Source organism: Paenibacillus lemnae (assembly GCF_012933385.1).
Classification (GTDB): domain Bacteria; phylum Bacillota; class Bacilli; order Paenibacillales; family Paenibacillaceae; genus Paenibacillus_AQ; species Paenibacillus_AQ lemnae.
In genome coordinates, this window is sequence record NZ_JABBPN010000014.1 from 46168 (window position 1) to 68628 (window position 22461).

General features: G+C 46.7%; 18 protein-coding genes and 2 pseudogenes. 17 read left to right on the plus strand and 3 right to left on the minus strand.

The features are described 5' to 3' along the window. Positions 1-27 precede the first annotated feature (27 nt). From HII30_RS14845 to HII30_RS22015, 3 genes and pseudogenes are all read left to right on the plus strand, one after another. The gene (locus HII30_RS14845) at positions 28-462 is read left to right on the plus strand and encodes an HIT family protein (RefSeq protein WP_169505826.1); all 435 of its coding nucleotides are present in this window, start codon (positions 28-30) and stop codon (positions 460-462) included. A 21-nt stretch (positions 463-483) separates the two neighbouring features. Continuing rightward, entirely contained in the window at positions 484-1221 is a 738-nt protein-coding gene (locus HII30_RS14850) for a hypothetical protein (protein ID WP_169505827.1), read from the plus strand. Between the two features lie 29 nt (positions 1222-1250). Then, positions 1251-1708, plus strand: a pseudogene (locus HII30_RS22015) (RidA family protein). A 241-nt stretch (positions 1709-1949) separates the two neighbouring features. On the opposite strand, the pseudogene HII30_RS14860 reads toward HII30_RS22015, so the two are convergent. The 3 genes and pseudogenes from HII30_RS14860 to HII30_RS14870 all read right to left on the minus strand — a co-directional run. Next, positions 1950-2417: pseudogene (locus HII30_RS14860) on the minus strand (DUF2268 domain-containing putative Zn-dependent protease); the annotation flags it as partial. 145 nt (positions 2418-2562) lie between these two features. Beyond that, positions 2563-2883, minus strand: coding sequence for a cupin domain-containing protein (locus tag HII30_RS14865; protein ID WP_169505828.1), 321 nt, complete (start codon positions 2881-2883; stop codon positions 2563-2565). Between the two features lie 16 nt (positions 2884-2899). Continuing rightward, positions 2900-5515, minus strand: coding sequence for a heparinase II/III domain-containing protein (locus tag HII30_RS14870; RefSeq protein WP_169505829.1), 2616 nt, complete (start codon positions 5513-5515; stop codon positions 2900-2902). A gap of 226 nt (positions 5516-5741) precedes the next feature. Here HII30_RS14870 and HII30_RS14875 point away from each other — a divergent pair, with 226 nt between their 5' ends. The 14 genes from HII30_RS14875 to HII30_RS14940 all read left to right on the plus strand — a co-directional run bounded on the left by HII30_RS14875 (position 5742) and on the right by HII30_RS14940 (position 22433). Further along, positions 5742-6638 carry a carbohydrate ABC transporter permease gene (locus tag HII30_RS14875; RefSeq protein ID WP_169505830.1) on the plus strand — a complete coding sequence of 299 codons (897 nt, stop codon included), beginning with the start codon at positions 5742-5744 and terminating at the stop codon, positions 6636-6638. Between the two features lie 77 nt (positions 6639-6715). Then, a complete protein-coding gene (locus tag HII30_RS14880) occupies positions 6716-7546 on the plus strand; it encodes a carbohydrate ABC transporter permease (RefSeq protein ID WP_169505893.1) in 831 nt (276 codons plus the stop codon). A 43-nt stretch (positions 7547-7589) separates the two neighbouring features. Further along, positions 7590-9341, plus strand: coding sequence for a cache domain-containing sensor histidine kinase (locus HII30_RS14885; RefSeq protein WP_169505831.1), 1752 nt, complete (start codon positions 7590-7592; stop codon positions 9339-9341). Next, positions 9338-10954: a response regulator transcription factor gene (locus tag HII30_RS14890; RefSeq protein WP_169505832.1), complete on the plus strand. Its 1617-nt coding sequence runs from the start codon at positions 9338-9340 to the stop codon at positions 10952-10954. Before HII30_RS14885 ends, HII30_RS14890 begins: the two co-directional genes overlap by 4 nt. Before the next feature lie 111 nt (positions 10955-11065). Next, a complete protein-coding gene (locus tag HII30_RS14895; RefSeq protein WP_169505833.1) occupies positions 11066-12448 on the plus strand; it encodes an ABC transporter substrate-binding protein in 1383 nt (460 codons plus the stop codon). Positions 12449-12938: 490 nt separating this feature from the next. Continuing rightward, positions 12939-13388 (plus strand): GNAT family N-acetyltransferase, encoded by a 450-nt coding sequence (locus HII30_RS14900; RefSeq protein ID WP_169505834.1) that lies wholly within the window; start codon positions 12939-12941, stop codon positions 13386-13388. Positions 13389-13430: 42 nt separating this feature from the next. Beyond that, positions 13431-14033 (plus strand): hypothetical protein, encoded by a 603-nt coding sequence (locus HII30_RS14905; protein ID WP_169505835.1) that lies wholly within the window; start codon positions 13431-13433, stop codon positions 14031-14033. 433 nt (positions 14034-14466) lie between these two features. Beyond that, positions 14467-16011 (plus strand): phytoene desaturase family protein, encoded by a 1545-nt coding sequence (locus HII30_RS14910; protein ID WP_169505836.1) that lies wholly within the window; start codon positions 14467-14469, stop codon positions 16009-16011. Next, positions 16002-17513, plus strand: coding sequence for a phytoene desaturase family protein (locus tag HII30_RS14915; protein WP_169505837.1), 1512 nt, complete (start codon positions 16002-16004; stop codon positions 17511-17513). Before HII30_RS14910 ends, HII30_RS14915 begins: the two co-directional genes overlap by 10 nt. Continuing rightward, positions 17492-18367 carry a phytoene/squalene synthase family protein gene (locus HII30_RS14920; protein ID WP_169505838.1) on the plus strand — a complete coding sequence of 292 codons (876 nt, stop codon included), beginning with the start codon at positions 17492-17494 and terminating at the stop codon, positions 18365-18367. Before HII30_RS14915 ends, HII30_RS14920 begins: the two co-directional genes overlap by 22 nt. Continuing rightward, entirely contained in the window at positions 18364-19110 is a 747-nt protein-coding gene (locus HII30_RS14925; protein ID WP_211184614.1) for a carotenoid biosynthesis protein, read from the plus strand. The genes HII30_RS14920 and HII30_RS14925 overlap by 4 nt, the downstream gene beginning before the upstream one ends. After that, on the plus strand, positions 19079-19837 hold the full coding sequence (locus tag HII30_RS14930) for a lysophospholipid acyltransferase family protein (RefSeq protein ID WP_169505839.1): 759 nt from the start codon (positions 19079-19081) through the stop codon (positions 19835-19837). Before HII30_RS14925 ends, HII30_RS14930 begins: the two co-directional genes overlap by 32 nt. After that, positions 19816-20961 (plus strand): glycosyltransferase family 2 protein, encoded by a 1146-nt coding sequence (locus HII30_RS14935; protein WP_343045116.1) that lies wholly within the window; start codon positions 19816-19818, stop codon positions 20959-20961. The genes HII30_RS14930 and HII30_RS14935 overlap by 22 nt, the downstream gene beginning before the upstream one ends. Further along, positions 20958-22433: a phytoene desaturase family protein gene (locus HII30_RS14940; protein WP_343045113.1), complete on the plus strand. Its 1476-nt coding sequence runs from the start codon at positions 20958-20960 to the stop codon at positions 22431-22433. The genes HII30_RS14935 and HII30_RS14940 overlap by 4 nt, the downstream gene beginning before the upstream one ends. The last annotated feature ends 28 nt before the right edge of the window (positions 22434-22461 follow it).

The following is a 22461-nucleotide window of genomic DNA, read 5'->3' on the forward strand; positions in this document are numbered from 1 at the left end:
GAAGTCTTTATAAAATAGGAGGCTCTAATGAAATCCTGCGAATATTGCGATCCGGATCTGATCCCGGGACAAAATGTAGTACTTGAGAATGACTACGCCATGTTCATGCAGCTCACCATACAGGAGATTGAGGGGTCCGGCATTATTGTGCCCAAGCAGCATCGGGAGACGGTTTTTGATCTGACACCGGAGGAATGGAATGCAACATATGAGCTTTTGCATCAGGCCAAACAGCACATTGATCAACGCCACAAGCCGGATGGATACAATGTGGGGTGGAACTGCGGAGAAATAGGCGGACAGCATGTATTCCATGCCCACATGCATGTCATTCCCCGATACGCTGATGAACCTATGGCAGGCAGAGGGCTCAGGTATTTGTTCAAAAGCCGGGAAAACCGGAGGCCATCACTTCAGCAACCTGATTCAGAAGGCAAACCGGGGTATTATATCATCCATTAATCAAGGGAAGGGGTGGCCATTATGAAAGCGGCAAAGGAAATCCTGGAGGTATGGCGGGCATTTGATCATTTTCCGATGGAGACGCTGACCAAAGCATGGTACTTGCAATCGGGAGATGAACCGAAACAACGGTCCGTTGATTTGATGAAAATGCATCGGGAACAGTACGGTACTTCCGGCAACTGCTTCGATCTGGCGCTGTGGCTGCTTGAAGAACTGAGACAGAACAAAATGGACTGTTATGGCATTGTAACTCCCGATGATCATGTGGCTGTCATCGTGCTTGGGGATCAGGGTCAGCGATATTTATGTGATCTTGGCGATCAGTGGATCCAGCCTGTGCTCATCGAACGTGGGAGTAAGGAATATACGGAGGATTGGCTGAGGGGCTTTTTTCCTGGGTCGGAGATTAAGGTGCAGGTACAGCAGGAACATCTGGATCTGACCTATAAAAGACCAAACGGGAAGGAGAGCAAGCAAACTTACCTGTTGACTCCGGTGAGTGACGCAGAGCTGACAGCAAGAGGAGAACAAACCCAAAAAACACTTCGCCGCCCCTTGGTGGAGCAGCGTCTGTTTAGTAAGGATGAGGTGACCCATTGGGAGTTTGATGATTATTCAAGTTTCCACAGTACCATGAACGGGAAAGTTGACGAAAATGCTTTGGATAGTATAGAGGAATGGGCTCACCGTATACATAGCGTAACTGGAATGAGTCGTGACGTGATTATTCAGGCCCTGGAAGTATACGGTATATAAGACAGCGTACAAGGAAGGATGAGTTAAAATTGACTATAGATCAGCGCTTAGAACAGCTTGGAATTGATCTGCCTGCCGCCAGTCAGCCAGCGGCGAAGTATGCGAATTATTGTATTGTTAATGGATTAATGTTTGTGTCCGGGAAAGGCCCATCCGGAAGTCCAAAAGGAAAGCTTGGAGAGAGATACACAACGGAGCAGGGTATGAATTTGCCAGAGATACCGGTTTGGAAGTGCTTGCTGTTCTGAAGGAAGCCCTGGGATCGCTTAATAAAGTGAAAAGAGTTGTCAAAGTACAGGGCTTTGTGAATGCAGTTCCGGCTTACGAAGAACATCATAAAGTGTTGAACGGCTTTTCAGATCTCATGATGGATGTATTTGGAGAAGCAGGGCAGCACGCCCGATCCGTGCTTGGTGCTGTATCTGTCAGGGACAACCTGCCGATTATTGTGGATTCCATTTTTGAAGTTGATTGTGGCTGGGATTAGAAGGATGAGGATCCAATATTTAAATACATCGAGTGCTGTGCCGAAAGAGGCTAATCCGGAATCGTTAACTGCTGCTGATGAGAATGTACACGTCTTGTACTGGCACAGCTTTTCTTGGCCACAAGCTTTAGTTGAATTTGTTGTTGTTCTGACTCTGCTGCTGTCATGCTATGGCTTGTACTTCAAATGGAGCAGCACGTTAGGACGCCGGCGTTAAAGCTAACAAAGGATCAGGATTATCTCATGAATAATTATCCATTCGAAACAGTCCGCAATTGTTAATAATGTCTGAAGTATCCATTAGTGCAGCTTCAGCAATGCTGACCTGATTGTTGTGCATAAAGGCTTGGACAAGATGGTAACCGACAGCGTATCCAGCAAATGGAGACAGACCTGCAGGCTGATAGTCCTGGGATTTGGCGATTGCATCACCAAACATGTAGCTGCTGACTTCAGCAAAGCCTTTGATATTTAAGGCTTCCCGAATGACTTCCAGGGAATATGCTAAATCTTCCTCATCAAATGAGGTAACCCACGGACCCATCAGTTCCTCGCCAAACAGCTCTTTTGCAAAAGACTCTGCCAACCCTTCAATGACCAGGTAATCACCTACGGTGATGTTTCCATGATCCCAGTCAAAATAGGAGAACCGGATATTATGATGGAATTCATGCGCAATCACGCTTGGCAGCCGAAGCATTTGAAAATTAAAATATCTTCTATATCGAAGTGTAATTGTTAACGCAGCGTGAAGGTCAACCGGAAATGTTGTAATTAATATATGAACATACAAAAACGCCGTCGCAGGAGGAACGAATTCCTCTGAACGCCGGCGTTTTTAGAATCTATGATGTTTATGATTTCAGCAAATCCTCACGAATCGGGGTGAATGCATCCAGCAGGGCTGAATCCTCTTCCAGCGCCGTTACCCCGTGCTTGGCCTGGCTTGGAATGGCGATGCTGTCTCCGGCAGAAATGGTGTAAGCCTTGCCATCAATCCGAAATTCAAAGCTGCCACGCAGACAGTAGCTCATCTGTTCATGCGGGTGGCTGTGCTCATATCCTTCCGCTCCCTTGGCAAAATGAACTTCCATCATCATCAAGCTGCCTTCCGCATTTAAGATGCACCGTTTTACTCCTGGCTCAGCGTCTTCCCATACTCCAATTTTACTCATATCCTTATACCTCCTGTTATGATGTGATAACTAGACCTTTCAAATCTGATGGACTGTAAAATACATGAATTCTGTGCGGCTTTAAATTCAGGATTTCTTCTTCCTGGTTCAAGTTCCGGTACACAGGTTCATCCTTGCTGCTCCCCAGCTCTTTGAAGATACCCAATTCTTCAATATTGAGCCGGACTGCTTGCTCCGAACGATTGATCGCAGCATAAATCCGCTGACCGTTCGAATGAATGATTTGATACAAGCTTACCCCATCTGCTATTTTCTCACCACTCCCTGTAATGATTTTTACAGATTTTTCCGTGTTACGTCTGGGTTCTAACAGCACGACATAATCGTGATCGGATTCCCCATGAATTTGAACATGCTGCTGGACAGAAAGGGGATAACCGCCGCCGACAGCCCCTTCTGATAGTGTGATGACTGGCTCTTCCGGTTCTACGATGTGAGCCGTCAGCTTCATCTCACCTAATCCTTCAGCATGCATACTATTTCCTGAAAATTCTATATTTGTGCTTAACGTATGAAGGTTCCATACACTTGGAGAGCTTCCTTCGATACGATCCCATACCAGATAGACATCAAATCCGGCTCTAATAAACATAAAGTGTCTTTCATAGATTAGTGCGTTATGATCCGGAATTCGGCTGATGACATAGTCCAGTTCTTCCGAGAACAATGTTTCTAAGCATTCACTGGTCAGCGGTCCATTCTGGCAGCGGCCCTCAGCATTCTTGAACTGGACAACGTTGTGCGCAGAACCCGATAAATACCAGTGCCGGTCTCCATTGTAATATCCTCCGGTACCAGCATCGATGGTTAAGGGTACTCCGCCCGCCCAGATGGAAAAGTGACCCTCATCATGATGGGCATGATAGGTTAGGGGAGAAGCCTCGTAAATGGCAAAATGTTCGTCATGTATCTGCTCCAATCCACAATCATGCTCGCCAACTCCGCTCCGAAAAATAACATAACCGATGTCCGGATAGTGCCGTGAGCTCATATCCGGCTGCCGAGCAGGTAAGTCCGGCACGGCGCAGATCAGAGGAATCACTGGAATGGGGGAAGCTCCGCTGTCCCGGACTTGTGCGCCGCCCTGCCTCCAGGTCCACATCATTTCTTCCGACAGCTCTGGATCAATGTCTCTATAAAAGGGAGCCGCGTATACGAGAAGGCGGAACCACTGATCGTTAACATTAGCATCGCCTACTGCGGGTGACATCAGGGCAGGAGTGCCTGCTCCATCTTGAATGATGTCATGGCATGTAGCAGTTTCGATCAGAAAACGATACATCTGCTTTACTTTGGTGTGTGCAAAGTAGTCCGTTCCTTTCAACTGTTTCAGTAACATAAAGAACAAAAAGTACCGGTGAAGCACAGCTCCGTGATACCGGATATTCTCCGGCCACGCACCGTCATGATCCACGACATGCTCCAGCTGCCAATCCACGACCGTCATGGTATGCTCCAAGTAGCGGCTTGCCAATTCTTCTTCTGGGAACAGCAGGGCGTATACCCCGAGTCCCACAGCCCGGTCAGCATTCCAATTGCTTCGTTTTCCGCCTTTCTCGTCAGGAAATGACTCCAGATGGTAGCTGTAGTAGCCGGTATCCATCATGAGGTTGCTCACATATCTGAAATCGTTAAGCAGCTGTTCCTCTTCTTCCGAGCTGAATACGCCTGCTGCGGCTATGATGTCATAGATCACTGAGGTGACCTGTAAGCCTCTGCCGATATGCACAGCGCCGTAAGTATCATCATCATGCCAGCCGTCACGTTTGAACAGATCCATACCTTGTCTCATATCTGTGAGCATGTAGAGCAGTTTTCGTTTGCAGCGTTCGGCGGCTTCAAGATCTCCCTCTACCAGATAACAGCTGGCATCTGCTCCGGCGGCTTCATGCAAAGTGGACCAGGTCGTTGGTGTAGCCCGTTGAAAAGGTGCAGATACAGCAGTGGGCCATATCGTTCGTCTTTCATTATCCAGGAATTCAACTTTAGTATGAACACCCGGATTAAGCGTCTCAATCAGGCTTAATGAGACCTGAATGCTGTAATGCTCATCTGAATTTACTAGGAGAGGCGACAAATATTGAAGGATCACCTCATCCTCTGGCTTTGAATTGATGATGTGAAGGCAACGGGCTGCTGTATGCTGCTCGGAACGACGGGCAGGGGTAGCTCCAGGTACAGCAGGAGTGATGACTCCGTTCTCTACTTCGGTTAGCTGGCAAACGGCCGTGTTTGTAACATGCACATGCCACCCCTTTAAATCTTCTCTAAAATCTCCATTTTCCAGATACTGAGGAATTCCTCTTTCACTGTAACTCCACTGTACACTGCTGATACGTACTTCTCCTTTACCGCGAATATGAATGGAAAAGAGCAAATGAGCCGCATCACGCGGGGTTTTAAACACGAATGGATCGATCCGGTAACTTCCAAGCTGACGTAAAGAAGAACCGGCTTCTTTAAGAGCATACTGTTTGGAGAGCTCAGTCTGTCTTTTGTATTCCTGTTGAATGAGGGGATACTGCTCCATGCGTGACAACACATCATTGAGACGTTCCTTGCGGTAGCAGCCGAAAGGGCGAAGCGGTGCTTCAAAGTTAGATTGGTTCATGGTTTCCCTCCCTAAAGAAGCTTTGTGAATGCGGTCTATATACTGCATTGTATCTGGTTTGTGACATGCTCCGGGATAGACAATCATGAGGAATAGAGGGGACAAATTAACTGAAAAAGTGAATTTCTCCCCCAAATACAGTCGCTTTCTCCATAACCATGGATCACTCCAAGTCTTTATGATGGGCTTAAAGCATCCATGAAAAGAGAAGACGGGAGGAATCATCATGAATGAGGCGAAACGCCAAGTCAACGCTTGGGTCTTTATTGCTCCTAGTTTAATACTGACATTGGTATTCGGTGTGTATCCGATAGTCTGGGCATTAAAGTACATGTTTTACGACTATCAGGGGTATGGAGAGGCCGTATTTATTGGTTTGGATAATTTCGGACGAATGATGAGGGATCAGGCATTCTGGGAATCAGTCGTGAACACCTTTATTTACGCGGCTGGTAAATTAATCGTTACGATTCCGCTCTCCTTCCTGCTGGCGGTCATTTTAAACAGGGCGCTGAAAGGACGGCATATTCTGCGGGCCATTTATTTCATGCCAACCATTATCAGCGCATCCGTGATGGCCATTGTGTTTTATGTCATTTTCAACTCCTACAACGGTATGGTAAACCAGCTTCTTCTTAAATTTGGCATTGTAAACGCTCCCATTGATTGGCTAGGTGCGAACTATGCACTGATCACAGCGATCATTATAGCGATTTGGGGAGCTATCGGAAACTATATGCTGCTGTTCATCGCAGGTCTTCAAAATATCCCTGAAGATCTGTATGAAGCAGCATCGATTGATGGAGCGGGACCTATGAGAAAAATGTGGAGCATCACCATTCCCATGCTTGGACCCGTGCTTCAGATGATCATTATGCTGGCCATTACCGTTTCCCTTAAAGGTTATGAGAGCATTATGGTACTCACCGAGGGGGGACCATACGGCAAGACTGAGGTTATGTACTTGTATCTCTATAAACTCTTTTTCCCGGTTTCTACAGGCAGCACCAGCATCCAGCAGTTCGGGTACGGCAGTGCGGTCGGTTTTGTAACAGCGCTTATTGTCGGTATGGTAACGCTGATTTATTTCTATATTTCTAAAAAATTGAATGATGTTTACTAAATAGAGGGAGGAATAAGATGAGTACATTAAATATACCTGCAAAGACGTCAGCCTCCTCGGTGAGCCGGTCAGACGGAATGAAAAAGCTGCTGTCCCGAATTCTGCTTTGGATATTTCTGCTGGTCGTTGCAGCATTTGCTGTTATTCCGATTATCCTTGCTGTGCTGGGTTCTTTAAAATCCAATCTGGATCTGACGACAGGTTCCACCGTGCTTCCCCAGGAATGGAAGTTTGGCAATTATGCTCAAGCCTGGTCTGCAGCTAATTTTGCCAGGTTTACATGGAACAGTGTGTTCATCAGCATATTTACCACGGTCGGCACACTCCTCGTTTCGACTATGGCTGCTTATGCGGCGGCCAGGGTTAACTTTAAAGGGAAAAAGCTCTATATTGTGATTCAATCCGCTACCTTGTTCATTTCCATCGGTGCGGTGGTACTGCGACCTCAATTTGATCTTATGGTATCATTAGGTCTGCAGAAATCCCTGTGGGGCGTAATCATTATCCTCATCAGTGCACATGCTACAACCTTCTTTATGCTCATCGGTTTTGTCCGTGCTGTTCCCAAGGATTTGGATGAGGCGGCGTATATTGATGGATGCAACTTTTACAGTGTATATTTAAGAATTATACTGCCGTTATTAACTCCGGCGATCGGGGTCACGGGACTGCTTGTATTCCGCGGTGCATGGAACGAATATATTTTGCCGCTGGTATTTACGATGACGGACCCATCGCTTCAGACACTTACGGTTGGCTTGGCTTCACTAAAATACGGTGTCGGTGATGCAGCTCAATCCCAGCTCATGCTGGCCGGTGCATGTATTTCTATTCTGCCGATGATCATTGTATATATTTTGGCTAACAAATCATTTATGCAAATGACCGCCGGTTCGGTCAAGGGATGATTCATCCGGCGGTTCCTACATTTTTTGAAGAGGTGCCGCCGCCATGTTGAAACAGCTAATTTATAAAACCTCTCTCAAAAGAAGGACCTGGATATCGTTCGCGGTTCTAACAGCCTTTTGCATTGCTGTGACGGGAATATGGTCTTATTTCACGGCAGCTAGAGCCATGGAGAACAACGCAGTCAATCTGAACCGGAATGTACTTCATCAGTCCGTTAAGGTACTGGATCAGAAGTTGAAACAGATTATTGTTGCTTCCTCCACTATTATGCTGAACGAGAGCTATAAGGAGACCATGAGGGATATTCAAGCCGGGAATACCAGTCAGTACTATGTGAATTTTTCTCTGCTTCAAACCTCCTTTTCACAGACAGAACTGATTGAACAATCGATCGACTCGATTCTGATCAGCACACCAAGCGGGGACTTTTATCCATCCAGGCTGCGTCGAAGCGGTATCCCGATTCAGGAGACGCTGCTGTATCAGCGAATTAAGGATGACCCCGAGTCTGGCTGGGTGGAGACTCATCATGATAAGTTATTTGCAGGAGATAAGCCGGTGATATCCTTCATCATGCAGCCCATGATGGAGTTCTATATCCCCGATTTATTTCTCGTTGTAAATGTAAAAGGGGATCTATTGAAAGAAAGCTTAAAGGGAGGAGCTCCTTTAGATGCTGGCCGGCTGCTGCTTATGGACACTTCAGGAAGAAGTGTGTTTGAGGAGAGGCAGCGGCCGGATTGGACAAGTTCTGATGCATTTATGGACCTCATGCTCTCTGAAGAACGAGGAAGCTTCGAATATGAAACAGGAGATGACCGCGTACTGGTCAGCTTTGAACGCTCAACGTTTGCGAAAGACTGGATTTTGATCAGCTATCTTTCAAAAACAGAGCTTCTCCAGCCGGTTCAAAACATTCAATGGCTGGTGCTGATGGTCATGTTCATCTGTATTGGCATCGCGCTGCTGCTTGCAAGGTATCTTTCTGGGCTGCTGCTTGCCCCCTTGCTAAAACTTCAAAAAGCGATGGTGCGGGTCGAACAGGAAGATTTGAGCGCGCGCTTCGAGAGTCCATTCCAGGATGAAATTGGTTATGCCGGACGCCGATTTAATCAGATGGTGGAGCGGATCGAGGATCTGATCGGTGAAGTCAAGGACAATGAAGAAGAAAAACGCAGAGCGGAAATCAAAGCACTTCAGGCTCAGATCGATCCTCATTTTCTATACAATACGCTCAACACAATTTTCTGGAAATGTGAGATGGATGAATACGAGGATGTGAAGGAGATGGTGATTTCTCTTTCTTCCTTATTCAGACTGGGGCTCAATGGCGGACAGGAAATGACAACACTGGGGAAGGAGCTGGAGCATGTTACACAATATTTGCGGCTGCAGCAGCAGTGTTATGAAGGTCTGTTTCAATATTCGGTTACAGTGCCGCCAGAGCTGCTGGACATGCCGATCCTTAAAATTCTCCTCCAGCCGCTTGTGGAAAACTCCATTCTGCATGGATTCCGCGATATTCGAAAGCAGGGCTTAATTCATATTGAAGTCAGCGAACAAGACGGATTTCTGATCATCCTTGTTAAGGATAATGGAACCGGAATTGATGAAGATAAGCTGGAAGATAATATCAACCGTTCACCTGAATCAGGCGGGTATGCGCTCCGAAACATTATGAGCAGACTTGAATTATATTACGGCAGTGAAGCCATATTATCGCTTCATAGAACAGTGAATGAAGAAACCGAAGCGAGGATTCTCATTCCCGTGGAAAGGCGGATTCCATCATGAAATCAGTCACAGAGCAGCATAGCATTTGTATCATTGATGATATTCCAGCCGTCGTACGCGGCCTGTCCACCCGTATACCCTGGGAGGAGTACGGAATTCGTGTCGCAGCGACAGCCTCAAATGGTGAAGAAGGACTGCAGATGATACGTGAAATGAAACCGGACATCGTATTGACGGACATACGGATGCCTTTCATGGATGGATTGGAAATGATGAAGACTGTACTTCAGGAGCAGCCCCAAATGAAGTTGATTCTCTTGACCGGTTTTTCGGATTTCAGCCACGCCCAGGAAGCGATTAAGCTGGGAGCTCTTGAATTGATTATGAAGCCCTTCACGAAGGATCAGGTTCTGGAATCTGTTTTGAAAGCTAAAAAAATGCTGGAACGGGAACAAAATGACCAGGAGCAAAAGTACCGACTTGAACGGCAGCTGCGGGAAAGCCTGCCCTTTCTGAGACAGGAGCATATGAAACTTCTCGTCCGGTATGGATCTGCACCCAATCATCAGCAGAAACCATGGGATTTCTACGGCATTGATATGGAGCGCCGCGGTTTTTGTGTGATGACAGCCGAAATTGATTTTTTTGACGAAAAAACTTCGAAACGCTCTGTTCACGAGGTGGAGCTGATTCGGTTTGCTGTCCAGAATATTTTGGAGGAGACGATCCAGAGCCATACCCACGGCATTGTGTTTCGGGAACATATCCACCAGTACATTATGGTGTTTAATCCGCCGGAGACGCTGGATCGTGAGCAGCTGGCAGAGACCTGCAGAGAGAACGTGAGCCGGTATTCCTATCAGACCGTTTCAATCGGAATCGGAACTACAGTGGAAAAAGCGGATCAGTTGCCGCTCTCCTATGCGCAGTCCATGTCAGCGCTGGCCCGTACGTTTATGACCGGAGGGGACAGTGTCTTTTTGTACGCTGATGCATCTGAGGGTAATATTCCGCATTATTCCTATGAGAAAGAAAAAGAGCTGCTGTATTGTCTCCGTTCAGTCAATCTCGACAAAGCCGTGCAGCAGCTTCAGGAAATATGGACAGACTGGCTGTCTGTGTCTGATCTTCCGGACCCCGGCATGATGAAAACGATGTGCCTGGAGATGGGACATTCGATTTTTCGCGTCTTTATGGAAAAGGTCAGCGAGGAGGAAGCGAAGGAACTGAAGAAAATTCTTTCTTCCATGAATCTGGCCGTATCCTTTGATGAACTTCGAGAGCAGATCAGTCATTTGTGCCGTCTGGGCTGCCGGATTCTGCAGGCAAAACAGATCAGCGATGCCAAAGCGGTGGTAGATCAGGCGATCCAATTTATCGACCGTAATCTGCATCGTAACCTTACCATCGCGGATTGTGCGAAGTCGGTGCATTTGAGCCCGAGCTATTTTTCCAACCTGTTTAAAAAAGAAGCAGGAACTACACTGGCCCAGTATATTATCAGCCGGAAGATGGAGCGTGCCCGCGAATTGGTTCTGGAAGGCATACAGGTGCAGGATATCGCCGCATCGTTAGGTTACGAAGACAGGCCTTATTTCACGGAGCTGTTCAAGAAACATACAGGACTGACTCCGACGGATTTCCGTGCAAAATATAATCTAAATGAAAGTTAGGCAGCATAGTTGTTTCCTCTCCCTTCCACAGTTATTTTCTCCTTCACTACATGCTGGAAGGGTCTTTTATAATGACCTTAAGAAAGCGATTACAAAACAGGAGGGACATCGATGAAAAAGAACAAATGGCTTCATACGAGCATGGCACTCATTCTGGCGGCAGCACTCACAGCCTGCTCTTCCTCAGGAGCAGTAGAGAACGAGACAAGTGCAGAAAGCACGGATGGAACAACCAAGCTGGTGTATTGGACAATGGATCGTCATGATGCGGGTTATATAGAGGACAAAATCAAAGAATACGAATCGTTGAATCCCGGGATTGACATTGAGATGAAGGTCATGGCCGAGAATTACGCGCAGTCGGTGGATATCGCTTTTTCCAGCAAACAGGCGCCTGACATTCTTAAAGTGACCTCGCTGCCCACATGGGTGAAAAAAGGGTATGTTGAACCCTTTGATGATCATATGAGCGACGAGATGAAGGAAAGATTCAAGGACCTGATCATTGAAGAGAAAAATATGATCGATGGTAAAGTATATTCGCTGCCGAACACCGGACAGTTTTGGCGTCTGATATATAATGTGGATCTCTTTGAAAAAGCAGGCATTCAGGAGCCGCCGGCTACGCTGGATGAAATGGTGGCCGCAGCCAAAAAAATAACTGAAGTCGGCAAGGAAAGCGGAGCTTATGGCTTTGCAGGTAATTTCAAGAGTCCAAGCGGTTTTGAGCGTGTCGCTTATCCAACAACAACATTAGGAAAAGGTATGGTTTCCGAAGGATATAACTTTAAGACCGGACAATTTGATTTCACAGTTTATAAAGATGTCGCGGTCGCGCTGCGTCAAATCAGAGAAGACGGCAGTATGCTTCCGGGCTCGGAATCCCTTGATGTGGATCCGCTTCGTGCCCAGTTTGCACAAGGCAAAATCGGCATGTATTTCAACCACTCCGTGGAGCCGAGTGTGTTCAAGTCCCAGTTTCCTACAGAAGTTCGCTGGGCCGCTGCCATGCCTCCTACAGTGGATGGTGAGCGAAACGGAGCAGCAGAAGTCATTTCGGGAACCTATCTGGCACTAAGCAAAAATTCTGAGCACAAAGAAGAGGCCTGGAAATTTATCGAATGGATGTACAGTGATGAGGTTCAAGTGGCCTACCAGGAAGCAGGTAACGGCGTTTCCGTTATCCCTTCGGTTGCTGCGAAAGCTGGAGCACCCGACATTGCGGGAATTGAGTATTTCCTGCCGACTAATGAGGACGCCATTTATCCGGCGAATCCTACAGGTGTAACAGAAGGACGCGTAGAGGGCGTTAAAAAAGGTGATATCTTCAACAAGTTTATTTTTAGCGGTGGAGATTTGGATAAAGATCTGGCAGATTTGAATGCACGTTATAATGCTGCACTCGAAAAAGCCAGAGCAGCCGGCGACACCAATGTCCAGCCGATGCCGGACTTTAACCCGGGTGATTTGAAGGGCACGCTTGTTAAAGAATAACTGAATAAAAATGCCGTCCTACATGATTTTGAATCTTAGGGCGGCTCTTTTTTTGTTGAAGATGTTGGGTATCATTATCGTTTTTCCTGGATTATTTGGAGGTTTATGGTATCCTTTAATAACTAGATTAGCTTAATTTTCAGAAGGGAGGGAAAGAGGACATCCAAATCTTCAATAAAGATGCTGATAAAAGATCACTTTTTGTAAAGAGATGGTCTGCTCAAAGAGAAAAAGGAAAGACAAAATATATCATCACAAGAGGAATCCTTGCCGGTTCTATATTGTTTACTGTTTGGCTGGTGGTATCGATCATTGAAATCCGGGCTTCAGAGTTTAAAACCGCTTTATACATCAGTGATCCGGAACGTATCTTAAGATCTTGTCTGATCTGGTTTGCTTGCTTTATGGCACAAGGTTTTGTTCTCTCAGGCAGCAGATGGAAAAATAATGAGAACCGGTTTGTAGAATATCAGGACAGGGAGAGTCTTTTATGAAGGTTAAGCAGTATCAGCAAATGGATTTAATGGAGTGCGTGAATGTCTTTATGCAGGTTTGTAATCAAGAGCCCTGGAATGACAGCTGGATAGAGAGTACCGCTGAACGCTACTTAAAGGATATAACCTTAACTCCGGGTTTTCTTGGAATTACTATCATTCAGAATGAAACGATCGTGGGTTTTGTATTCGGTGTGATCAGACATTGGTGGAGCGGCGACGAATTCTTTATCCACGAAATGTGCGTCCGTTCTGACCTGCAGAACTCCGGGATTGGTTCCATATTGCTGCAAACTTTGGAAGAAGAACTGATTAACGCGAAGGTGGGCAATATCACACTGCTTACAGATAGAAACATCCCCGCAGAAACCTTTTATAAGAAGTTCGGATTCTCAGCCGTGGAACGATTAGTATTTTTGAATAAGAACCTGGATTATAACAGATGAGCATAGGCCGGACTAAGCAGGTATGAAAAGAGGAATGAAGCTATGAAGAATTATAGAATGTTGTCTGTTTTAGTGCTGTCTGTATCACTCATATCCGCCTGCAGTAGTTCTAATGAATCTGTGGTAACGAGTAAAAAAATTGCGGACTCATCTCCTTTATCATCTTCTGAAATATCAACCAAACATGTCTCCGATCCCCCAACGTTTACAGAGCCTAGTTCTGCTGAATGGGTTGAGTACAGCCGTGCGGTCAGAGAGTATTTTTACTATCGGAGTCAAGCTGTTCTTCATGATGATATGGAACTGTTGATGAACAGATACCCTGATTTGCGAGAAGGTGAAATTGCTGATCGGGGAATCAATATGTACAAAAATCTAACCCATCATCCTTCTTCTGATCAATTGATTCATGTTAATTTTGATATCGAAGACCGGAATCGAATTGGAGTGCATCACGCGGAGAATGGTGAAATCATTTTACAAGTACACGGTATGATCGAATATGTTCACAAGGATTTTGAAACCTCCGGCAGTGAATTACTGATCAATCTCTATCTGAAAAAAGAGGGCGATGACTGGACTGTGACAAAGACCGATGAATATCTCGATGCCGAATATAAAGAGTGGGTCACATCCCAGAATTAATGTTTGAAGGGTTACAACCATTTAAACGAATTTAAACCGCAAAAGACTCGGTTCTTTTGCGGTTTTTAATTTGTGTAATGCTAGCAGCCAACGAGCCGACGTATTTGGAAAAGAGAGAACACCATTTTTAACAGCAGCGCTTTATTTAATTGCTAAAATATGATATAAAAACAGATGATGAAAAATTCATAATAGAAAGAACAATCATTGGAATAAGCCAGCAGGCCCAACAGGACTTTGATTTTACAAAACCGTATACAGGAAAAAGAACAGGCCCAGCTTGCTCTGAAGAGCAGTGCTGGGCCTGTTTTTGATTCCGAAATCTGCTGGTTTACAAACATTATACATATGATGTATAATGTTTGTAAATTTACCGTTGAGTTAATTATATACGATTATAGTGTGGATGAACAGCTGAAGGGTGGATGGGTATATGACTTCAAAGAGAACGGCGGCCGTCATTGGTGCTGGTCCTGGTGGTTTGGCAGCTGCCATGCTGCTGGCAGGAGGCGGTTATGATGTGTCCGTGTTCGAGAAACAACCGTACATTGGAGGCAGAACATCCCGACTGGAATTCGATGGTTTTAAGTTCGATCGGGGCGCGACTTTCTTAATGATGCCTGAGCTGCTGGAAGAGCTTTTTGATGCAGTAGGACGCTCGCTGCACGATTATGTAGATTTGAAAGAACTGGATCCACTGTATCAGCTGAGATTCGGTGAACTGAAACTGGAAGCGACAAGAAACCGGGACCTGATGAAGGAACGTATTGAACACCTGTTTCCAGGTAATGGAGAAGGTTATACGAGGTTTATGCAGGAAGAAAAGGTTAAATTTGACCGCATATCCCCCCTGCTGAAACGGCCCATTTCGAAATTAACGGATTATATTCGTACCGATGTTATAAAAGCAATACCCAAACTGAATGCCATGGACACGGTATATGGCAGATTATCGAAATATTATAGTGATGAAAGATTGAAGTTTGCGTTTACGTTTCAAGCAAAATATTTGGGTATGTCTCCATGGGAATGTCCGGGAACCTTTTCGATTTTGTCATATTTGGAACATGAGTACGGATTATTTCACCCCGTCGGTGGTGTGAATGCCGTATGTGAAGCTATGGTTAAAGTGATACAGGAGTTGGGCGGATCTGTACATTTGTCCTGTGGGGTCGATCAGGTGTTAACCCGGCATGGTAAGACAACAGGCGTTCTCTTGGAGAGTGGGGAGAAGGTGGAGAGCGATCACGTTGTGATCAATGCGGATTTTGCCACAGCCGTTAACCATCTCTTTGAACCAGGGCAGTTGAAAAAGTATACTCCTGAACGTGTCGCAGCCAAGAAATACTCCTGTTCAACCTATATGCTTTATCTGGGCGTCGAGGGGAGTGTGAATCTGCCGCATCATACGGTCATCTTCTCTGATGATTACAAGAAAAACGTGGATGAAATCACGAAACAAGGTGTGCTGTCCAAAGACCCATCCATTTACGTGCACAACCCATCTGCGCTGGATACTTCTATGGCTCCTGAAGGCAAGAGTGGATTATATGTCTTGATGCCAGTTCCAAATTTGCAGGGAGAGACAGACTGGCCGGCACAGCAGCAGCAAATTCGTGAAGACGTTATACGGCGACTGGAACAGGAACCTGAAATGAAAAATCTGTCATCCAGAATTGTATCCGAGCAGATGATTACGCCTCAGGATTGGCAGGACCGATTCCATGTTTATCGTGGCGCAACGTTTAATCTCTCCCATTCACTGGATCAGATGATGCACCTGAGACCGCATAACCGTTTTGAAGAATTGGATCATTGCTGGCTCGTAGGAGGAGGGACACATCCGGGCAGTGGGCTGCCGACGATTTGGGAATCCGCACGGATCAGTGTCAAGCTGTTGATGGATCAAGATAAGAAAGAAGGCGTTCATGTATCACCCCGTTATGCAGCAGTACAGGAGGTGCCGCTATGGAAGTAGGCATTATTGGCGCCGGAATCGGCGGGTTGACGACAGCTTTGCTTCTGAGCAGCCGCGGCTTTGAAGTGACGGTATACGAGAAAGAGAAAGAACTGGGCGGCAGACTCGCTTACCAGCGGGACGAAAGTGGAAGATTTGCCATAGACAAAGGACCTACCATTGTTCTATTGCCAGATATGCTGCTTGATATTTTAGAAGAAGGTGGAATGGATACATCGCTGCTTCCCCTGATGGAATGTGATCCTTTGTATGCCATTCACTATGCAGATGGAACGGTATTTCAGAAACATCGCGATCAGGAAAAGCAGCTGAAAGAACTCGATCGTGTATTTCCGGGCGAGAGATCAGGATACTTGAAATATATGATGGATATGGAGATTGCTTTTAATTCTGGTGTCAGCGCATTTTTAAGCCGTCCTTTTTTTCGCAAAAGCCAGTTTTATACCTGGAATAATATGAAACTGCTGCTGCAGATGAAAGCATATAAAAGTGTGAGGAAGTTAGCTGCAGATTACTTCCGTGACGAACGCCTTCAGGATGCATTCTCTTTGCAAACTTTATACATCGGAGGGGCGCCGTTTAGTGCACCGGCCCTGTATACACTCATTCCATATGCAGAGCATGCTTTCGGCGTTTGGTATCTTCGTGGAGGATATGCAGGACTGGTTCAAACGATCCGCGAGGTTTTGGAGCAACGGGGAGTCACATTCGTTACTGGATGCAAGGCAGATCACCTGTTGATCGAACATGGAAGCTGTATCGGTTTTGTATCAGACCAACAGGAGTACCGGCATGATTCCATCATATTTAACGGGGATTTTCCTCATCTGGCGGGAATGATTCCTCAAACGAAGCGGAATGCAGGATCGGTGAAGCTGCCATCGCCTAAAACCCTGCAAAAAGAATACGAGCCATCATCCGGCTGTTTCTTGATCTATCTGGGTCTAAACAAGCGGTATGAGGATGTGAATATCCATCAATTTTTCCTTCCTGCATCATTGCAAAACGGACTGCGTCAGCTGTTTGTGGATAAACAGATCCCTAATGAGCCTTCTTTCTACACGTTTTATCCAACAGCACTCGATGACACGGCGGCCTGTGAGGGTGAAAGCGTCATGTATATTTTGGTCCCCGTACCTCCGGCAGGTCACATCGCGTGGGATGAACTTAAGGATGAGTTTGCTCAGCGTATTCTGGATGAAGCAGAGCAGCGAGGCTTTCCGGATCTGCAAGAATCCATTCTCTGGATGGATATTCGGACCCCGGATGATGCGGAACAAGAAGGCATGTACCGCGGCGGCAGCTTCGGTATTGCACCGAGTCTGAAGCAGTCTGCGATTTTCCGGCCTCAAATTGTACCTTTCCCATCCATCATGAACTTATATAGTGTGGGAGCCTCAGTACATCCTGGCGGAGGCATTCCAATCGTGATGCAGGGGGCACGCCTGCTCGCGGATCATCTAACAAAGGAGAGGGTTGCATGCACACAACAAACTGTCTAGTCCAATGTGAAGAGATGATACGCGAGGGATCCTCTACCTTTTATAAGGCTTTCGGATTTCTTCCGTCCCCGAGAAAAGAGGCGGTTTATGTCATTTATGCATTTTGCCGGATGATTGACGATTCCGTTGATGAGCCGGAGAAATCAATGTATACGATTGATGAACTCGAACAATCCTTGAATGAGCTTCATTCGGCTGAGGGACATTTTATATGGCCTGCGCTTCGCTGGTTGTTTGAGAAATTTCCGAATCTCGACAAAGCTCCTTTTTATAAACAAATGGAGGGTCAGCGCAGAGATTTGGTTCAGAGCCATTACAATACGTTGGAAGAGCTGGAGCATTACTGCTATCTGGTCGCGGGAACCGTCGGAGAGATGCTCCTGCCTGTGCTGCACGATAATCCCGATGCAGAAGTAACAGAATCGGGGATTTATCTGGGTAAGGCAATGCAGATTGTCAATATTGTCAGAGACATTGGTGAGGATCTGGAACGCGGTCGGCGTTATGTCCCGCTGGAGCTGATGGAGCAATGTGGATACAGTGAAGAGGATTTTTATAATAAGGTCGTTAACCCGTCTCTGACCACATTAATTGATGAACTTGAAATGAAAGCAAAAGCCTGGTTCTCTTTAGGTATGCGGAACTTGGACTCCTACCCTAAAAGCAGTGCGTTTAGTGTTGAGCTGGCAGCCCTCTTCTATGGAGGTATACTGGATGCAGTCAAAAATAATGACTACCAGGTATTCACAGAACGCGCTTATGTGAACAAGCTGCAGAAGACATCGATTCTTGTATCCGTTGCCCGCCGATACGGAATGAGTATGCTTAAACAAGAAAGCAGTGCCGTTTCATGAAATTGAAAATCGAATATTTGTTTTGGGGATGGTACGGAATTGGTCTGTCTTTAATGCTGCTGTATGAGGTACCTGATTTTCTGCACTTTTCTAACGGATTATTCCTCGTTTTCTTTGCACTCTACGCAATGAGTTTGGAGAAGCAAGAACTGAAGAATTCACGCTCTTACACAAGGAGTACGATGTGGGTCAGAGCGCTAATTGTGGCTGTATCCACCTATGTTCTGGAATGGATTGGCACGGAAACCGGATACCCTTTCGGCACTTACGTATACACAGGTACCTTGAGTATATTCGGTGAACATGTTCCAGTTGCTATCGGCTTTGCCTGGATTGGCGTTATGGTCATGTCTGTGCTGATGTCTACGGCTGGCTCCAAATGGCTCCGGGCCATTCAGGCAGGCGGGTGGGCGATGCTGTTCGATCTCGTTCTGGATCCGGCTGCATATGCCAGAGAATTCTGGATATGGAGCGGAGGCGGCTTCTACTCCGGCATTCCTACACAAAATTTTGTGAGCTGGTTTGCTGCGGCGTTTGTGCTGTCTTTTCTTTTTCCGCTGTATAACCAGGGTAAGACTGTCTCAAAACCGGTCATTCGATTGTATCAAGGCATGCTGATCATGTTCGGGCTGCTTGCAGCAAAAGAAGGATTGTATATTCCGCTGCTTATTGCAATCGTCGGGATATGCATAGCCGAGGGGGTGTACCGGTTTGCTGGAAGCCCGCAAAAGCAAAGCATTTGATTCTCTTTTTTATCGATACAACAAGCACTATCTGCTGCAAAGACACTTTCAGCAAGTATCATTTCGCGGGTCATTGGACCCGATGGAACTGGACAGGCCAATTCTCTACATGATGAATCACAGCTCTTGGTGGGACGGTTTGCTGGCCTATCATGTGCTGCGCACCCTTTCCTCCGGTGATCACTATTTTATGATGGATGAACGTCAGCTGAGCCGTTACCGTTTCTTTCAAAAACTTGGAGCCTTCTCCATTCAAAAAGATTCGGCCAGGGGCATTATAAAATCCCTGGATTATGCATCAAAGCTTCTTGATGAGGACAAACGGGTCTGGATCTATCCTCAAGGGGACATTTATCATGCGGATGTCAGGCCTCTGGTGTTTCAGCCAGGCATCGGGTATTTGTTATCCCGATATCCATCTCCTGCTGTTATTAGCGTTACAATGGTCAGCAGTTTGATCCGTCACCAGAAACCGGAGATTTCATTATGGGCAAGTAATCCGCTGATTGAAGACTGGCTGGGCATGGGCCGTAAACAATCTGCCGTCATGCTGTCAGCTGTCATGGAGCAGCAGCTCAACGAGCACAAAGCTCTTGTCACCCAGGAGCAATGTGATCCTTCCACAGGCTTTATTCCGACCTTGAGGGCTGGGCAGAATACGAGTGAGGTCTTTGATGGTTTTCAAAGGAGGTTGTCCCGTTGGAAGTGTTTTTTCAAATCCTTTTAATGGTGATTGCCGTGCAGCTGCTGTTTGTGTTGTGGAACGGTCATACATGGATCAAGCCTCCAAAAAAAAGCGCGGATCGCAAAGATTTACCCCTGCTGTCTGTGTTAATCCCTGCACGAAATGAAGAGAACAATATCGAGGGCGCGATTCAGTCCGTTCTAGACAATTCGTACAGTAACCTCGAAGTGGTCATCTTGGATGACCGCTCTGACGATGCTACATCTCAGATTGTTCTCCAGATGGCTGAACGTGACTCCAGAGTGCGACTGATTCAGGGGGAGGACATGCCAGAGGGTTGGTGCGGGAAGGTGTATGCCTGCCATCAGCTCTCTCTAGAAGCAAAAGGCGAATGGTGGCTGTTTATGGATGCGGATGTGCGGTTGAAAACTGAAGCGTTGTCTTCCGTGTGCCGCTTGGCCAACCAGCAAACACGTGGCATGATCACAGGTTTTCCTTTCCAGATCGTAAACAGCTGGATGGAAAGACTGATTGTGCCGCTCATGACGTTCACGATTTTATGCCATCTGCCCATTAGTTTGGTGCGAAAAGCTTCCAGTTCGAAATTTGCAGCAGCACATGGCGGGTTTATTTTTGTCTATAGGGACAGTTACCGTAAAGCTGGCGGCCATGCAGCTATTCCGGATCAGCTGGTCGATGATATGGCCCTTGCGCGAGCATTCAAACAAGCGAAAGAGCCTGTTCTTCTTGCGGATGTGCATCAACATGTTCAGATGAGGATGTATCATAGTGCAGCAGAAGTTTGGGGCGGCTACCGTAAAAATATTTTTGACGGCCTTGGCAGAAGCATTTCCCTGCTTCTGGCTGTTTCTCTGTTTTATTTCGTCCTGTATGTTTTTCCTGCCGCATTCATGATGTACTCATTGATTACGATGTTCTTGTTTCCGGAATCACATCAGGAATGGGGCTTGCTGCTGTGGACCTCAGCTTGCGTACTAGCAGGTATATCGGTGAAGATGGCTGCCGATTTGCGGCAGGGTCAGCCAGGGTGGCTAGCCTTTCTGCAGCCGATTAGCATGCTGCTGTTAATCCTGCTGGCCCTTGACTCCTGCCGGACCGCTTTCACCCGTAAAGGCTACCAATGGAAAGGGCGGTTTTATTCATGATGAAAACAGCGATTGTGATCGGGGCTGGTTTGGGTGGACTATCCAGTGCAATCCGGCTTGCTTCTTCTGGCTATAAAGTCACGGTGCTGGAGCAGCAGCACAAGGTGGGCGGCAAGCTGCAGCGTATTGAATCCCAGGGGTACCATTTTGACAGGGGACCCAGTACGATTACGATGCCGCAGGCATTCGCCCGCGTGTTTGCCTCAAGCGGCCGGAGGATGGAAGACTATCTGGACCTGTATCGGCTGGATCCGTATACACGCAATTTTTTTGCTGATGGCTCGGTCGTCGATATGACTTCAAATATGGGGCTGCTGAAAGATCAAATAGCGCTGTACAGTCCAGATGACGCGGCTAACCTGGATGCGTTCATGAAAGATTCCAAAGCCATGTTCCAGCAGGCAGATACTCATTTTCTAAATAAGCTGATGCTGGATACGAAATCCAAGCTTTCACCTGCGCTGATCTCAGCTTTTCTGAAAATTCGCCCCTTAACCACATTGCAGCAGCAGCTGCACCGATACTTCAGCCATGCCAATACATTGGCCATGTTTGGAAGATATGCTACTTACGTAGGTGCGTCACCTTATAAAGCTCCAGCGATCTTTGCCATGATGGCGCATTTGGAAGGTTATGCCGGAGTATATGGTGTAAAGGGAGGTACCTATGCCATTCCTGCTGCATTTGAAAAGGTTGCTCAAGAACTGGGCGTTGATATCCGGACCGGGGTTGCCGTGCATACACTGCTCTTTTCGGGAGACCGGGTTACGGGTGTGGAGTGTGATGACGGTTCTATTTATGCGGATGTTATCGTCGTAAACGGGGATGTCCTAACAGCGTGCAAGAATCTCATTCCGGAGTCTAAAAGACCAGGAATGAGAGATTCGCGCATCCAAGCCTATGAGCCTTCACTCTCCGGATTCGTCGCTCTGATCGGTGTCCGGCAAAAATACCGGAAGCTCCTTCACCACAATGTTTTCTTTCCGGAGCAGTATGCTGCCGAGTTTCATGATATTTTCGTTAAGCGGCGTCCTCCAAGTGATCCAACCGTTTACATCTGTCATTCCGGGTACTCTGAGCCCTCTATGGCACCAGAAGGGGGGAGCAATCTGTTTGTCTTGATCAATGCTCCTTATACTTCCTCAGCGTGGAGCTGGGATCAAGGGCGGGATGCCTATAAAGCTCAGCTGATGAGCCGTCTTCATACACTCGGGATTTATGGAGCTGAAGAGGCGGAGGTCCAGCAAATTTATACTCCTGAGGATCTGCAAAAAGATACCGGGGCTTATAGAGGAGCCATTTACGGAATCTCATCCAATTCGGCCAGGCAGACGTTTGCACGGCCTTCCAACAGGTTGAAAGGGTTGAACAACCTTTGGTTTGTGGGTGGAACGACAAATCCAGGTGGAGGAACGCCTATCGTGACTCTTTCCGGTCAACTGGTCGCCGATGAGATTATCCGGCGCGGATAATGTAAATAATAAACCGCTTTTTCAGCTT

Bases quoted from the DNA above. Each gene is read 5' to 3' on its own strand.
- HII30_RS14845 (WP_169505826.1), top strand. From the start codon at position 28: ATGAAATCCTGCGAATATTGCGATCCGGATCTGATCCCGGGACAAAAT.
- HII30_RS14850 (WP_169505827.1), top strand. From the start codon at position 484: ATGAAAGCGGCAAAGGAAATCCTGGAGGTATGGCGGGCATTTGATCAT.
- HII30_RS14865 (WP_169505828.1), bottom strand. From the start codon at position 2,883: ATGAGTAAAATTGGAGTATGGGAAGACGCTGAGCCAGGAGTAAAACGG.
- HII30_RS14870 (WP_169505829.1), bottom strand. From the start codon at position 5,515: ATGAACCAATCTAACTTTGAAGCACCGCTTCGCCCTTTCGGCTGCTAC.
- HII30_RS14875 (WP_169505830.1), top strand. From the start codon at position 5,742: ATGAATGAGGCGAAACGCCAAGTCAACGCTTGGGTCTTTATTGCTCCT.
- HII30_RS14880 (WP_169505893.1), top strand. From the start codon at position 6,716: ATGAAAAAGCTGCTGTCCCGAATTCTGCTTTGGATATTTCTGCTGGTC.
- HII30_RS14885 (WP_169505831.1), top strand. From the start codon at position 7,590: ATGTTGAAACAGCTAATTTATAAAACCTCTCTCAAAAGAAGGACCTGG.
- HII30_RS14890 (WP_169505832.1), top strand. From the start codon at position 9,338: ATGAAATCAGTCACAGAGCAGCATAGCATTTGTATCATTGATGATATT.
- HII30_RS14895 (WP_169505833.1), top strand. From the start codon at position 11,066: ATGAAAAAGAACAAATGGCTTCATACGAGCATGGCACTCATTCTGGCG.
- HII30_RS14900 (WP_169505834.1), top strand. From the start codon at position 12,939: ATGAAGGTTAAGCAGTATCAGCAAATGGATTTAATGGAGTGCGTGAAT.
- HII30_RS14905 (WP_169505835.1), top strand. From the start codon at position 13,431: ATGAAGAATTATAGAATGTTGTCTGTTTTAGTGCTGTCTGTATCACTC.
- HII30_RS14910 (WP_169505836.1), top strand. From the start codon at position 14,467: ATGACTTCAAAGAGAACGGCGGCCGTCATTGGTGCTGGTCCTGGTGGT.
- HII30_RS14915 (WP_169505837.1), top strand. From the start codon at position 16,002: ATGGAAGTAGGCATTATTGGCGCCGGAATCGGCGGGTTGACGACAGCT.
- HII30_RS14920 (WP_169505838.1), top strand. From the start codon at position 17,492: ATGCACACAACAAACTGTCTAGTCCAATGTGAAGAGATGATACGCGAG.
- HII30_RS14925 (WP_211184614.1), top strand. From the start codon at position 18,364: ATGAAATTGAAAATCGAATATTTGTTTTGGGGATGGTACGGAATTGGT.
- HII30_RS14940 (WP_343045113.1), top strand. From the start codon at position 20,958: ATGATGAAAACAGCGATTGTGATCGGGGCTGGTTTGGGTGGACTATCC.